This window comes from Amycolatopsis sp. NPDC043889, assembly GCF_056435645.1.
Genome location: NZ_JBWKEC010000008.1, coordinates 31,115 through 44,132 on the forward strand (window position 1 = coordinate 31,115; position 13,018 = coordinate 44,132).

General features: G+C 68.4%; 13 protein-coding genes and 1 pseudogene. 7 read left to right on the forward strand and 7 right to left on the reverse strand.

Annotated features, from left to right (window positions below; all coding sequences use genetic code 11):
- Positions 1 to 17: 17 nt before the first annotated feature.
- Positions 18 to 833 carry a phosphate ABC transporter ATP-binding protein gene (locus AC0685_RS17410; RefSeq protein WP_378440308.1) on the forward strand — a complete coding sequence of 272 codons (816 nt, stop codon included), beginning with the start codon at positions 18 to 20 and terminating at the stop codon, positions 831 to 833.
- Entirely contained in the window at positions 830 to 2,395 is a 1,566-nt protein-coding gene (locus AC0685_RS17415) for a substrate-binding domain-containing protein (RefSeq protein ID WP_478226443.1), read from the forward strand. Before AC0685_RS17410 ends, AC0685_RS17415 begins: the two co-directional genes overlap by 4 nt.
- Before the next feature lie 216 nt (positions 2,396 to 2,611).
- Here the strand turns inward: AC0685_RS17415 and AC0685_RS17420 are convergent, their stop codons facing one another.
- Positions 2,612 to 3,523 (reverse strand): NADP-dependent oxidoreductase, encoded by a 912-nt coding sequence (locus tag AC0685_RS17420; RefSeq protein ID WP_478226444.1) that lies wholly within the window; start codon positions 3,521 to 3,523, stop codon positions 2,612 to 2,614.
- A 98-nt stretch (positions 3,524 to 3,621) separates the two neighbouring features.
- On the opposite strand from AC0685_RS17420, the gene AC0685_RS17425 reads away from it, so the two are divergent.
- Positions 3,622 to 4,083, forward strand: coding sequence for a GNAT family N-acetyltransferase (locus AC0685_RS17425; protein ID WP_478226445.1), 462 nt, complete (start codon positions 3,622 to 3,624; stop codon positions 4,081 to 4,083).
- On the opposite strand, the gene AC0685_RS17430 is transcribed toward AC0685_RS17425, so the two are convergent.
- Positions 4,061 to 5,014 carry a helix-turn-helix transcriptional regulator gene (locus AC0685_RS17430; RefSeq protein WP_478226446.1) on the reverse strand — a complete coding sequence of 318 codons (954 nt, stop codon included), beginning with the start codon at positions 5,012 to 5,014 and terminating at the stop codon, positions 4,061 to 4,063. The two genes, AC0685_RS17425 and AC0685_RS17430, sit on opposite strands and share 23 nt — an antisense overlap.
- A gap of 62 nt (positions 5,015 to 5,076) precedes the next feature.
- Here AC0685_RS17430 and AC0685_RS17435 point away from each other — a divergent pair, with 62 nt between their 5' ends.
- From AC0685_RS17435 to AC0685_RS17445, 3 genes are all read left to right on the forward strand, one after another.
- Complete coding sequence (locus AC0685_RS17435; RefSeq protein ID WP_478226447.1) at positions 5,077 to 6,204, forward strand: epoxide hydrolase family protein; 1,128 nt, start codon at positions 5,077 to 5,079, stop codon at positions 6,202 to 6,204.
- A 2-nt stretch (positions 6,205 to 6,206) separates the two neighbouring features.
- Positions 6,207 to 7,286 carry a winged helix DNA-binding domain-containing protein gene (locus tag AC0685_RS17440; protein ID WP_478226448.1) on the forward strand — a complete coding sequence of 360 codons (1,080 nt, stop codon included), beginning with the start codon at positions 6,207 to 6,209 and terminating at the stop codon, positions 7,284 to 7,286.
- Positions 7,287 to 7,360: 74 nt separating this feature from the next.
- A complete protein-coding gene (locus AC0685_RS17445) occupies positions 7,361 to 7,657 on the forward strand; it encodes a hypothetical protein (RefSeq protein ID WP_478226449.1) in 297 nt (98 codons plus the stop codon).
- 19 nt (positions 7,658 to 7,676) lie between these two features.
- Here the strand turns inward: AC0685_RS17445 and AC0685_RS17450 are convergent, their stop codons facing one another.
- Complete coding sequence (locus AC0685_RS17450; RefSeq protein ID WP_478226450.1) at positions 7,677 to 8,447, reverse strand: FHA domain-containing protein; 771 nt, start codon at positions 8,445 to 8,447, stop codon at positions 7,677 to 7,679.
- An 84-nt stretch (positions 8,448 to 8,531) separates the two neighbouring features.
- Between AC0685_RS17450 and AC0685_RS17455 the strand changes: the two genes are divergently transcribed.
- On the forward strand, positions 8,532 to 8,903 hold the full coding sequence (locus tag AC0685_RS17455) for a PH domain-containing protein (protein WP_026467493.1): 372 nt from the start codon (positions 8,532 to 8,534) through the stop codon (positions 8,901 to 8,903).
- A gap of 419 nt (positions 8,904 to 9,322) precedes the next feature.
- Here the strand turns inward: AC0685_RS17455 and lpdA are convergent, their stop codons facing one another.
- The 4 genes and pseudogenes from lpdA to pip form a co-directional block, all read right to left on the reverse strand.
- Positions 9,323 to 10,708 carry a dihydrolipoyl dehydrogenase gene (gene lpdA / locus AC0685_RS17460; RefSeq protein ID WP_478226451.1) on the reverse strand — a complete coding sequence of 462 codons (1,386 nt, stop codon included), beginning with the start codon at positions 10,706 to 10,708 and terminating at the stop codon, positions 9,323 to 9,325.
- A gap of 47 nt (positions 10,709 to 10,755) precedes the next feature.
- A complete protein-coding gene (locus AC0685_RS17465) occupies positions 10,756 to 11,526 on the reverse strand; it encodes a lysophospholipid acyltransferase family protein (protein ID WP_478226452.1) in 771 nt (256 codons plus the stop codon).
- A gap of 63 nt (positions 11,527 to 11,589) precedes the next feature.
- Entirely contained in the window at positions 11,590 to 11,997 is a 408-nt protein-coding gene (locus tag AC0685_RS17470; protein ID WP_425342037.1) for a nitroreductase family deazaflavin-dependent oxidoreductase, read from the reverse strand.
- A 63-nt stretch (positions 11,998 to 12,060) separates the two neighbouring features.
- Positions 12,061 to 12,999: pseudogene (gene pip, locus AC0685_RS17475) on the reverse strand (prolyl aminopeptidase); the annotation flags it as partial.
- Positions 13,000 to 13,018 lie beyond the last annotated feature (19 nt).

The window sequence follows — 13,018 nt, forward strand, 5'->3', positions numbered from 1 at the left end:
CCATCGATTTGTCCACTGTGGACGGCAGGCCTCAGGTCACCTTGACCGGTGGCCCGCCGCCCGGTGCGGCGGAACTCGAGTCGCGCGAGATCGGCGCCTGGTTCGGCGACCGGCTGGTCCTCGAAGGCGTGTCGCTGCGGATGCCAGCCAAAGAGGTGACCGCGCTGATCGGTCCGTCGGGCTGCGGCAAGTCGACCTTCCTGCGCATCCTCAACCGGATGCACGAGCTCGTCCCGTCCGCTTCGCTGACCGGTGAAGTCCTGTTGGACGGCCAGGACATCTACGCCGACGGAACCCGGCCGCAGCAGGTCCGGCTGCGCATCGGCATGGTGTTCCAGAAGCCGAACCCGTTCCCGGCGATGTCCATCCGGGACAACGTGCTCGCCGGGCTGAAACTCGCCGGGGTCAAATGCGACGACAAGAACGCACTCGTGGAACAGAGTCTCGAACGCGCCGGGCTGTGGCGTGAGGTCCGCGACCGGCTGAGCTCGCCCGGCGGCGCCCTGTCCGGCGGGCAGCAGCAACGGCTCTGCATCGCCCGTTCGCTCGCGGTCCAGCCGAACGTGCTCCTGATGGACGAACCCTGCTCCGCCCTCGACCCGACGTCCACCCGGCGGATCGAGCAGACGATCGCCGAGATCGGGCACGAGGTGACCGTCGTGATCGTCACGCACAACATGCAGCAGGCCCAACGGGTTTCGGATCACTGCGCGTTCTTCCTCGCGGCCGAGAACGAACCGGGCCGGGTGATCGAACACGGTCCGACCGACACGATCTTCAACGCGCCGTCGGACGAACGCACCTTCGACTACGTGAACGGGCGGTTCGGATGACGACCTTGCGCGGGGTGGGCGCTTTGGCCGGGATCTCGGCGCTGCTGCTCTCGATCTCCGTGGCGGGCGCGCCCGGCGCGGCGGCGCTCAGCAGGGTCACCGGCTCGGGGTCCAGCTACGTCGGTGTGGCGATGACCGACTGGCAGAACGGCGCGACGTCGCGGGGTATCCCGGTCAACTACTCGGCCACCAACTCACCCGCCGGGGTCAACCAGTACGGCGACCGGACGGTCGACTTCGGCGGGACCGAAGCCGAGGTCTCCTCACTCCTCGCGGCCGGCGGTGGCGGCGTGACCGCGCAGACCCGCGGCTACCAGTACGTTCCGGACGTCGCCGGCGCGGTCGCCGTCATGTACAACGTCACCGACCAGGCGGGCAAGCGGGTCGACTACCTGCACCTCACGCGCGAGGTGATCGGCCGGATCTTCAGCCGGGACATCACCCGCTGGAGTGATCCGGCGATCACCGCGACCAACGGCGGGAAGTCGCTGCCGGACCAGCCCATCACCCTCGTCGGGCGGACCGGGCAATCCGGGACGACGGCACTGTTCTACGACTTCGTCGCGCACGCGGCACCCGACGCTTACCAGCGTTTCGTCTCCCGCAACGTCGGCAACGGGATGGGCAGCCTGCCCGCCGGGGTGCGCCCGATCCAGCTGCCCGAACGAGGACCGGACGCCGATTGGTACCGGCTGCTCGCGGACTCGGACCAGATCGCGCAGGCCATCGGCAAAGCGACCATCCCGTTCTCGATCGCCTACGACGAATTCGCCTACGCGCAGCGCCACAACGTGCCGTCGGCTTGGGTGCAGAACGGCGCGGGTCAGTACACACAGCCCTACGCGGAGAACATCGCCTCCGCGCTGAAGTTCGCGGAACTCCGCCCAGACCTGAGCCAGAAACTCGACAAGGTCTACTCGAACGCGGACCCGAAGACTTACCCGATTTCGGCGTACTCCTACATCATGATGCCCTGTACGAGCGGCCGTGACACCTGCCGCGGTGGCTACGGCGACCAGGGCAAGACCGACACGATGACCGCGTTCCTCGAACACGTGGCCTGCGACGGCCAGATCAACATGGCCCGTATCGGCTACTCGCCGCTGCCGCCGAACCTGTCGCAGGAGATCATGAACTCCAACGCGCGGCTCACCGGGCAGCCGCCGAAACAGCTGAACGCGGGCAACTGCGCCAACCCGACCTTCCGCGGCAGTCTCGGCGCGGGCGCCACCAGCCCGCCCGACCCGCTGGTGACCGCCGGGATCATCGCCCCGAACGGCAAACCCGCGGCCGGGCCGAGTGCGGGTGGGCCGAGCAAGTCGGCGGGGCCCGCCAACGGTCCGGCCACCGGCGACAAGACCGCGACCGCGACGGCGAGCCCCGACGAGGAATCGGCGGGCGGCGGCTCGAAGAACTGGCGGGAAGCCGCACCGGCGGCCTACGACGAAGGCGGGTTCGGCGGCTTCGGGGGCTGGGCGGCGCTGGTGCTCTTCGTGGCGATCGTGACGCCGCTCGTGGTGCGCGGAGTGGTGAGGAAGCTGCGGGGATCTTGGGGCTCGTGAGTGTTTCGGGTCGTTCTAGCCGTCTTTACCACTCACGAGGGGACCTGGGCCAGCCTTAACGTGCCGTTGCCGGCGTTCTGGTGTCCGTGAAGGCCTCCTTCCCTACCTTGAGCGTAGGGAAGGAGGCCTTCACGGACCCGCGATCGACCGGCAGCCACCTCCGGTAGGTACGCAAGACACCGTTGGCTCTAACCGTCCTTACCACTCACGAGGTCTCTACGGGAAGGTCAGCACGACCTTGCCCCGCCCGTGCCCGGTCTCGATCTCCCGGTGCGCCGCCGCGGCTTCGGTGAACGGATACGTCCGCCGGACGAGGAATCGCAACTCCCCCTTGACGTACGACGACGCCAGCATCCCCAGCCGCTCGGCCGACCGCGTCCCGGTGACCACTCGCGCCCCGGCCTCGGGCGCGCGCCCGTGCTCGACCAGGGTGAGCACGCGGTCCGGATTCCCGACCAGCTCCAGGGAAAGGTCGAAGGCTTCCCCGCCCGCGCCGTCCAGCGCCGCGTCGATGCCGGACGGCGCGAGGCCACGCACCCGGTCCGCGAGGCCGTCGCCGTAAACCACCGGTTCGGCGCCGAGCGAACGGACGTAGTCCTGGTTCGCCTCGCTCGCCGTCCCGATCACCTTCGCCCCGCGCAGCCCGGCGAGCTGGACGGCGGCCGTGCCCACCGCGCCCGCCGCTCCGTGGATCAGCAGTGTCTCGCCGCGGGCGACCCGGAGGGCGTCCAGCGCCAGATACGCCGTCTGGGTCCCCGCCGTGAACCCGCCCGCGACCTCCCACGGCATCTCCGCCGGCTTCGGCGTGACGTTCTCCGCGGGCACCACGATGTACTCGGCGTATGCCTGCACGGTGGTGAAGCCGAGCACCTCGGCCCCCGCGACGAGGCCGGTAACCCCGGAACCGACCTCGTCGACGACCCCGGCGAACTCGTTCCCGGGGACACGCGGCCAACGCAGCTCGAGCCCCGCGGGTTCCCATCCCGCCCGCACGGCCGCGTCGTACGGCTGCACCCCCGCCGCCTTCACCCGTACCCGGACTTCCCCCGCCCCGGCGTGCGGCTCCTCCAGCTCCAGCACCCGGAGCACTCCCGGGCCACCGGCTTCCGTGAACGCGGCCGCTTTCATCTTGTTCCTCCAGTTCGTCCCTGCTGTCGGAACCCAGCCTCATACCTCCAGATAGCTGGAGGTCAAGAATTGTCGGTGTGACGTTCTAAGCTGCGCTCGTGACGAGCTACCGCATCTCCAGGGCAAGCGCTTCCGACGCCGGCAGGCTGACGGCGCTGATGCACGAATCGGCCGCCTACCAAGGGGAGTACGCGTCGATCCTCGAGAACTACCAGGTCACGGAGGACTACCTCGCCACCCATCCCGCGTTCGTCGCCCACGCGCAGCGGGATGTGGTGGGCTTCTACAGCCTGATCGAGTACCCGGCCGAGCTGGACCTGCTGTTCGTCGCCGATTCGGCTCAGGGCACGGGCATCGGCGCGTGGCTGATCGAGCACATGCTCGGGCAGGCCGCGGACCTCGGCATGACCGAGCTCCGCGTCGTCTCCCATCCGCCGGCGGCCGGGTTCTACGAGCGGATGGGCGCCCGCCGCGTCGGCGTCGTACCGCCCAGCCCGCCGAAGATCACCTGGGAGCGCCCGGAACTGGTCTTCGACATCAAGCATCCACCGCACGACTGAACCGGCCGATCAGTTTGCGCAGGTGCCCGGCGAATTCCGGGGAGTCGACGACCTCGAAGTCGGTGTCGAGCAGGCCCAGGTAGAGCGCCAGGTACTCCAGCGTGTCCGCACCGGCTTTGAGCAGGCAGGTCCGCTCGTCGAGGGCTTCGACGACGACGGCGGGCGGCACCTTCGCCACGGCATCGGCGGCCGGGGCGTGCAGCCGGATCGTCGCGTGGTGCCGCCACAACGCGGCGCCGACGCCACGTTGGAGGTAGGCGACCACGCCGCCTTCGGGTGGTTCGCGTTCCTCGAACCGTCGGCCGTTGGGCATCCGCGGCCGCACCCGATCGGCGCGGAACGTGCGCCAGTCCTGCTTGTCGACGTCCCAGCCGACGAGGTACCACCGGCGGCTCATGTGCACGACGCGGTGCGGCTCGATCTGCCTTCGTGTCTCGGATCCGCTGTGCCCCACGTAGTCGAAGCGCAGGGTCTCGCGGTCACGGCAGGCGGCAGCGATGGCCGCGAGCACCTCGGCGTCGACCGTGGGCCCTCCGCCCTGCACCGCGAGCGTCGCGGAATTCAGCGCCGCGACTCGGCGCCGTAGCCGCGACGGCAGCACCTGCTCCAGTTTCGCCAGCGCGCGCACCGACGTCTCCTCGATCCCAGCGATCGTGCCGCCCGCGGCCGTGCGCAGGCCCATCGCCACCGCGACGGCCTCTTCGTCGTCGAGCAGCAGTGGGGGCATCGCCGCGCCGGCGCCCAGGCTGTAGCCACCGGAGACGCCGGGAGTGGCGTCGACCGGATAGCCCAGGCCGCGAAGCCGCTCGATGTCGTTCCGGATGGTCCTGGTGGTGACGTCGAGCCGGTCCGCCAGTTCCGGCCCCGTCCAATTACGCCTGGCCTGCAGCAACGACAGGAGTCGCAGCAGTCTCGCCGAAGTTTCCGCCATGGATTCCACCTTGTCCGCAATCGCGGAACGAACCTTTCCGCAATCGTTCCTAATCTAGCCCCATGACCGAAATCAAGCCCTTCCGCATCGCCATCGACCAGGCCGAACTCGACGACCTCAAGGACCGCCTGCACCGCACCCGCTGGCCCCGCGAGGTCACCGGCGACTGGAGCAGAGGCGTCCCGGTCGCCTACCTCAAGGGATTGGCCGAGTACTGGGCCGACGGCTTCGACTGGCGCGCCCAGGAAGCCGAGCTGAACGAGTTCCCGCAGTTCACCACCGAGATCGACGGCCAGACCATCCACTTCCTGCACATCCGCTCGACCGCCCCGGACGCGCTGCCGGTGCTCCTCACGCACGGCTGGCCCAGCTCGCCGTTCGAATTCCGGCGGGTCGTCGAGGAGCTCACCGAGGAGTTCCACCTGGTCATCCCGTCCCTGCCCGGTTACGGGTTCTCGAACCCGGTGAGCGGCCCCGGCTGGGGCAACCTGTTCCGCGTCGCCCAGGCATGGACCACGCTGATGGACCGCCTCGGCTACGAGCGCTTCGGCGTCCACGGCACGGACGCGGGCGCCGGGGTCGCAGGCATCCTGTCGATGATTGCCCCGCACCGTGTGGTCGGCGTGCACCTCACCGGGACGAGCGCGGGGATGCCCTTCGGACCCGCGGTCGACCTGGACGGCCTCGACGACAAGGACCGCGAGCGCGGCGAACGCTTCAACCGGTTCCAGTCCGACGGCCTCGGCTACCTGCACTTGCAGGCCACCCGGCCGCAGACGCTTGCCTATTCGCTGAACGACTCCCCCACCGGCCAGCTCGCCTGGATCGTGGAGAAGTTCGCCGAATGGACCGATCCGGCCAAGGAACTGCCGGACGATGCCGTCGACCGCGACCACCTGCTGACCGCGGTCAGCCTTTACTGGTTCACCGGCGCGGGCGCCTCCTCCGCGCACGCCGTGTACGAAGGCATGGAGGTCTACCGGCAGATGTCGCAAGGCGGCTGGGGCGAGGCGCCCGCCGGTCCGCCGCGTGGGATCGCCGTCTTCGCCGGGGACACCACGATCCGGAGCCTGCAGGACGGCCCGGTGGAACACTGGTCCGAGTACGACACCGGCGGCCACTTCCCGGCGATGGAGGTCCCCGGTCTGTTCGCCGAAGACCTCCGTTCCTTCCTGCGAAAGTGCGTCTGACCATGGATCAGCTGAGCCCACGGGCCCTCAACCGCGCGACGCTGGCCAGGCAGCTCCTGCTCGATCGCGCCGATCTGCCCGCCGTGACCGCGATCGAGCGGCTGGCCGGCCTCCAGGCGCAGGCCCCCGACTCGTCCTATGTCGGGCTGTGGTCACGACTGCGGGATTTCCAGGTGGACGAGCTGGCGAAACCGCTGGCCGCCCGCGAGGTCGTCCGGTCGACGCTGATGCGCGGCACGGTCCACCTGGTCACGGCCGCCGACGGCCTCGCCCTGTGGCCGACCGTCAGATCAGTGGTCGAGCGCGGTTTCCTCGGCCACTACTCGCGGGAGATCGCCGGACTCGACCTCGCCGCGATCGCCGAAGCCGGACGGGCACTGCTGGCCGAACGGCCCCGCACACGCGCCGAAATCCGGACCGCGCTGGCGCCTCGATGGCCCGACGCCGACCCGCAGACTCTCGCGTACGCGGTCAACAGCCTGCTCCCGCTCGCGCACGTGACCCCGCGTGGCCTGTGGGGCCAGACCGGCCCGGCCGCGTTCGCCTTGCTCGAAGAGTGGGTCGGTGAGCCGGTCACGTCCGGGATCTCCCTCGACGACCTGGTGCTGCGTTACCTGAAGGCGTTCGGCCCGGCGACCGTCCGCGACGCGCAGGTCTGGTCGGGGCTCACCAGGCTCAAGGAGGTCTTCGAGCGACTCCGGCCACGGCTGATCACCTTCCGCGACACCGAGGGAAAGGAACTGTTCGACCTTCCCGACGCCCCGCGGCCAGACCCGGAAACCCCGGCGCCGACCCGGTTTCTTCCCGAGTACGACAACGTCCTGCTCTCCCACGCCGACCGCGTCCGAGTGATCCCCGATGGCCGTCGCGTGCCCTTGCCGCCGGGAAACGGCGGCCGCCGGGGCACCCTGCTCGTCGACGGTGAATTCCTGGCCATTTGGGCGATCAAAGGGGCGACGTTGACGATCGAATCGCGGAAGCCGTTGCGGGATCAGGATTCGATCGCCGAAGAGGGCACACGGCTCCTGGAATTCGTAGTGCCGGGCTCGGCACACGACGTCCGTTTCGGCATCGGCGGATAACAGTCGGGCCTTTCGCCGTAACGATGGGCGCCGTTCGGGCGAAGCAGCCGCCAAGAGCCTGAAGGGAGCGGGCCATGAGCAAGAACTACGGATTCATGACGGTGCTGGCGGGGCTGAGCGCGCTCGCGGTGATCGCGGTCGCGGCGGTCTGGCGGTACCCGAACACCTCCGACGTCACGGCGGTGATCACCGCGGCGGGAACGGTGATCGGCACCGTGGTGGGCGCCTTCTTCGGCGTGAACGCGGCCTCGGCGGGACGCGTGAAGGCCGAAGAGAGCCGGGATCAGGCGACGGCGGCGCTGGTGAAGGTCGCGGGCGAGGCGGACAGGGGAAGCGACGTCGCGAAGGCGGCGATGGAAGGCGTGAACTGACTGTCCTTTATGGACACATTTAGTCGAGCGCCTCGAGCAGGACGAGATCCGGCGGGACGAGGGTCGTGGACAGCACGAGCTCTCGCAACAGGTTGTCGTTCAACGCGTTGCCGACCGGCTCGCCGACTTCTTCTCGCCGCAGCCCGAAAACGCCGCCGGCGGACAGCCGCGCCCGGACGTCGATGACGACGTGCTCGACGCGGCGGGCGGTCCACGTCTCGCCGGGCCGGAGTTCGGCGAGCACCTCGGCCGTCTGCTGACGGGACAACGGCTGCGGATTGAGGTCGTGCAGCAGATACCGTTGCCCGAAGACGACCAGGACCAGGCGTTCTTCCGCGCTGAGGCGCCAGCGGCGGGGCGGCACGGTGACGTCGTCGTGCCGAGTGACAGGCTGCCCTCCCTCGGGCCCCGCGACGTACAACTCGAGCAGGTGCTCCCGCCTGCCCGAACCGCGCACGAACAGCGGTGTATAGCCGTCCGACAGGGGGATCGGCTCCTCGCCGCGGGACAGCCAGCGGGAATTCGGCAAGCGGATGGGCAGCTGGCCGGTGTTGCTGACCCACCATTGCCCGTCGGTGAAGTTCAGCAGCCCGTGCCTGCGGCTGACCTGCAGGTCGTTTTCCCCCACACAGACGTCGACCTGCGGCCGATTGCGTCCGAAAGTGATCTCGCCGCCTTCGCCGGGGTCGACGGACACGCCGCCCGCGAGCGTGAGCGCGAACACCGCGCCGGGAGCCGACGGCGGCACGCCGAGCGCCAGGCTCTCGTGCGTCGTCGTGAGCCGCTTCATCGTGCCTCCTCCTGTTGCCCGGCATTATGAGGGACGCAGCCGGGGACGGGTCCCGATGTCGCGTTCGTCCGTATGTTGGACTACATGATTGACTTCTCCAAGGACACCGTCTTCAAACTCACGCCGTGCAAGCCGAAGGACATCGCGCCGACGGTGCAGCCGATCATCATCCCCGGCGAGGAGATCATCTCGTCGTTCAAGGCGGTGCGCGACTTCGTGGTGTTCACGAACAAGCGGCTGATCGCGGTGAACGTCCAGGGCATGACGGGCAAGAAGAAGGACTTCACTTCGCTGCCGTACAACAGGATCCAGGCCTTCTCGATCGAAACCGCGGGCACCTTCGACCTCGATGCCGAGCTGGACCTTTGGTTCAGCGGGCTGGGGAACGTGCGGCTGGAGTTCCGGGGTTCGGACATCCGCGCCATCGGCCAACTGATCGCCACCCACACGCTTTAGCTCGCCGGCTGCTTGCGGGAGGCGGGCTGCGGTGGGCGCTGGGCCCGGTGGGTCGTGAGTGGCGATTCGGGTTCTAACCCTTATTGCCACTCACGACCCACCTGGCCGATCTTGGTCCCTGCTGCCCCGGGTGTTGCGCTGTGGCTTTCGCAACGCTGGTCGCCTGCGTCTCGCGAGTGCGCGGGTGGCCGTTTCGCGTGATTGGACGGACGACACACGTGATTGACGGGACGACACGCGTGTTCAGGCGGACGACTCGCGGCGAAACACCCGTCGCGCGCGTGTCGTCCATCCAGTCACGCGCGTCGCCCGCCGGATCACACGTGTCGTCCCAACAAGCACGCGAGACCGCCGGTGCGGTACAGGTGCTCGTGAGTGGTAAGGACGGTTAGAACCGTCCTTACCACTCACGAGGCCAGTTACATGTTGATCATGTGGCCTGCGAGCCCGTGCACGGCTTCCTTCACTGCTTCCCCCAAAGTCGGGTGAGCGTGCACGTTCCGCGAGATCTCATGCACCGTCAGGTCCCACTGCTGCGCCAAAGTCAGCTCCGGCAGCAGTTCGGTCACCTCAGGGCCGATCAGGTGCGCGCCCAAGAGCTCGCCGTGCGTAGCGTCGCTCAGGATCTTCACGAAGCCAACCGCCTCGCCGAGGCCGTGCGCTTTTCCGTTGGCGGTGAAGGGGAACTTCGCCACCTGGACGTCGAAGCCCTTTTCGCGGGCCTGTTCTTCGGTCCAGCCGAAGCTGGCGATCTGCGGCTGGCAGTAGGTCGCGCGCGGGATCATCACGAAGTCGAGCTCCATGGTCTCGGCACCCGCGATGGTTTCGGCGGCGACGACGCCCATGGACTCGGACGCGTGCGCGAGCATCAGTTTCGCGGTGACGTCGCCGATCGCGAAGATGTGCGGGACGTTGGTGCGGCCGCGCGAGTCGACGGCGATGGCGCCACGTTCGGTCAGTTCCACGCCGGTCTTGTCCAGGCCGTAGCCCTCGACCCGCGGCTGGAAACCAATGGCCTGCAACACCTTGTCCGCTTCGAGGACGCGCGATTCGCTGTTCTTCGACACGGTCACGCGCACGCCGGAGCCGGTGTCGTCGATCGACTCGACCTTGGTGGAGGTCAGCACCTCGATGCCGAGCTTCCGGTAGCGGCGCGCGAGTTCCGCGGAGACCTCGGCGTCCTCGAGCGGGACCATCCGGTCGAGGTACTCGACGATGGTCACCTTCACGCCGTAGTTGTGCAGCACATAGGCGAACTCGACGCCGATCGCGCCCGCGCCGGCGATGATGATGCTCTCCGGCAGCTCGTTTTCCATGATCTGCTGTTCGTAGGTGACCACGCGGTCGCTGCGCGTGGTGCCCGGCAGCAGGCGCGCGGTGGCGCCCGTGGCGATCACGCAGTGGTCGAAGGTGACCCGTTCGCCGTTGACCTCGATGGTGTTGGCGTCGAGGAAGGTGCCGTGCCCGTCGTATTCGGTGATCTTGTTCTTCTTCATCAGGAAGTGCACGCCCTTGACGCGCCCGTCCGCGACCTTGCGGCTGCGATCGAAGGCGGCCTGGTAGTCGAAGCTGACCTTCCCTTCGACCTGGATCCCGAACGACTTCGCCTCTTTGGTCACGATGTGCGCGAGTTCGGCGTTGCGCAGCAGCGCCTTCGACGGGATACAGCCGACGTTGAGGCAAACGCCGCCCCAGTATTTCTCCTCCACGACCGCCGCGCTCAGCCCCAGTTGCGACGCCCGGATCGCCGCCACGTAACCGCCGACTCCGGCCCCCAGGACAACGACGTCATAGTGTGCACTCATACCCCGAAACCTACCCCTCACCGGGACGGTCCGAAGGGTGAGACTGCCTACTCGGGGCGCGAGCCGCGGATCTCGATCAGCAGGTCGGTCACCGCGGTCATGATCCGCTTCGTGGCCTCCTCCAGCACCTCACGGGACGGCGAGGGCATCATGAGGTCCGAGAGGTCCACCGGCGGACCGGCGACCAGGTTCACCGTCTTGCGCGGGAAGGCGCGCGGAAGCACGGCGTTGGACGGCAGCAGGTGGTGCGTGCCCCAGTTCGCCAGCGGGATCACCGGGACACCGGTCTCCAGCGCGATCCGCGCGATCCCGGTCTTGCCGCGCATGGGCCACCCGTCCGGGTGATCCGTGAAGGTCGCCTCCGGGAAGATGACGACGCATTCACCCTCACGGACGGCGCTGACGGCGTCGCGGTACGCGTCGGACGCCGTGGCCGCGCCGCGGTAGACGGGGATGTGCTTGCCCGAGCGCATCACCGAGCCGATGACGGGCGCGTCCCACAGGCTCGCCTTCGCCAGGTACCGCGGCACGCGCCCGTGGGCCAGGCAGTACGCGGTCACCGTCGTCGGGTCGGCGAACGAGAGGTGGTTCGACGCCACCAGGAAACCGCCCGACGAGGGCAGGTGCTCCCCGCCGCGCACCCTGAACCGGGTGAACAGCACCAGGAACGGCCACACGACGTTGATCGCGAAGGCGAACCAGGCGCCCCGGCCGGCGCGGGCGAAGCGCCGGCCGAAGGCGATCATCTGGCGGAACGTCAGCAGGTCACCCGAAGCGGGGCTCAGCGCGGTCCAGCGTTCACGGGGTCTCAGCACCATGGACGTAATTCGTAGCCGAACCCGCCCGGGTTCGGCTGAAACCACGCGCGAACGCGGCGGGGATCACACGCGCTCGAGCACCACCACGGGGATCTCACGGTCGGTCTTCTTCGCGTACTCGTTGTAGTCCGGCCAGACGGCGGCGAGCTTCTCCCACAGCTTCGCGCGCTCCTCGCCCTCCAGCGTCCGGGCCCGCGCGGTGAACTTGTCCGCCTTGACCTGGGCCTTGACCTCGGGGTTGGCCTGCAGGTTCTTGTACCAGCCCGGGTCCTCCGGCGCGCCGCCCTTGGACGCCACGATCACCGGGTTGTTGTCGTCGTCGAACTGGTAGATCAGCGCGAACTTGCGGTCCTCGCCGGTCTTGCGGCCCTTGGTGGTGAGGATGAGGCAAGGGGCGCCCTTCTCCCAGTCGTGGCCCACCTCGCCGTCGGTCTCTTCGTAGCGACGGACGTGCTCGTCACCGAAAAGCATGTCTGAGTTCCTCTCGTCCTGGCGTATACCGGCGTCCTGCCAGTCTGACGCGAACCGGTCGGTCGCGCTGATCAACTCGTGCAGGATGCCGGGTTCGTCGAACGCGTGACCCGAGTCGCCCGCGATCTTCAGTTCCGCGGTGGGCAGCACCTGGCTGAGCTCCCACGCGGTGATGGCCGGGGTGACCACGTCGTAGCGTCCCTGGACCAGAACGCACGGGATGTCCCGGAGCTTCCCGGCGTCGCGCAGCAGCTGATCTTCGGCCAGCCAGCCGCCATGCCGGAAGTAGTGGTTCTCGATCCGCGCGATCGCGAGGGCGAACGAAGGATCGCTGAACGCGTCGATCACTTCGTCCTGAGGGCGCAGTTTGACCGTCTCCCCCTCCCAGCGGCTCCACGCGATCGCGGCGGGGCCGTGCACGGCGGGATCCGGATGGCTCAGCAGTTCGTGGTAGACCTCGATCAGGTTCTCCTGGCGGCGCGAATACGGCACCGGGGCGAGGAAACGCGACCACGCCTCGGGGAAGAGGAACGCCGCTCCCCCGCCGTAGAGCCATTGCAGTTCCTTCACCCGCAAAGTGGCGACGCCGCGGAGAACGAGTTCCGTGACGTGGCCGGGGTGGGTTTCCGCGTAGGTCAGCCCGAGCACACTCCCCCACGAGCCGCCGAAGACCATCCAGTGTTCGATGTCCAGATGCTCGCGCAAGCGCTCGATGTCGGCGACCAGATGCCACGTCGTGTTGACCGAAAGATCGGCCTCCGGGGTGGCGCAGTTCGGCGTGCTGCGCCCGCAACCGCGTTGATCGAAAAGGACGATCCGGTATCGGTCGGGGTCGAACAGTCTGCGATGTCTCGGAGTCGAACCGCCACCGGGGCCACCGTGGAGGAAGATCACCGGCTTGCCCTCGGGATCGCCGCACTCCTCCCAATAGATCTCGTTGCCGTCACCGACAGGCAACATCCCTTGGACGTAAGGTTCGATTTCCGGATAAAGGCCGAGCATGCCCGCCACTATGCCCCAA

Coding starts and splice junctions, on each gene's coding strand:
- AC0685_RS17445 (WP_478226449.1), top strand. CDS start 7,361: ATGAGCAAGAACTACGGATTCATGACGGTGCTGGCGGGGCTGAGCGCG.
- AC0685_RS17465 (WP_478226452.1), bottom strand. CDS start 11,526: ATGGTGCTGAGACCCCGTGAACGCTGGACCGCGCTGAGCCCCGCTTCG.
- AC0685_RS17420 (WP_478226444.1), bottom strand. CDS start 3,523: ATGAAAGCGGCCGCGTTCACGGAAGCCGGTGGCCCGGGAGTGCTCCGG.
- AC0685_RS17450 (WP_478226450.1), bottom strand. CDS start 8,447: ATGAAGCGGCTCACGACGACGCACGAGAGCCTGGCGCTCGGCGTGCCG.
- AC0685_RS17455 (WP_026467493.1), top strand. CDS start 8,532: ATGATTGACTTCTCCAAGGACACCGTCTTCAAACTCACGCCGTGCAAG.
- lpdA (WP_478226451.1), bottom strand. CDS start 10,708: ATGAGTGCACACTATGACGTCGTTGTCCTGGGGGCCGGAGTCGGCGGT.
- AC0685_RS17415 (WP_478226443.1), top strand. CDS start 830: ATGACGACCTTGCGCGGGGTGGGCGCTTTGGCCGGGATCTCGGCGCTG.
- AC0685_RS17440 (WP_478226448.1), top strand. CDS start 6,207: ATGGATCAGCTGAGCCCACGGGCCCTCAACCGCGCGACGCTGGCCAGG.
- AC0685_RS17430 (WP_478226446.1), bottom strand. CDS start 5,014: ATGGCGGAAACTTCGGCGAGACTGCTGCGACTCCTGTCGTTGCTGCAG.
- AC0685_RS17470 (WP_425342037.1), bottom strand. CDS start 11,997: ATGCTTTTCGGTGACGAGCACGTCCGTCGCTACGAAGAGACCGACGGC.
- AC0685_RS17435 (WP_478226447.1), top strand. CDS start 5,077: ATGACCGAAATCAAGCCCTTCCGCATCGCCATCGACCAGGCCGAACTC.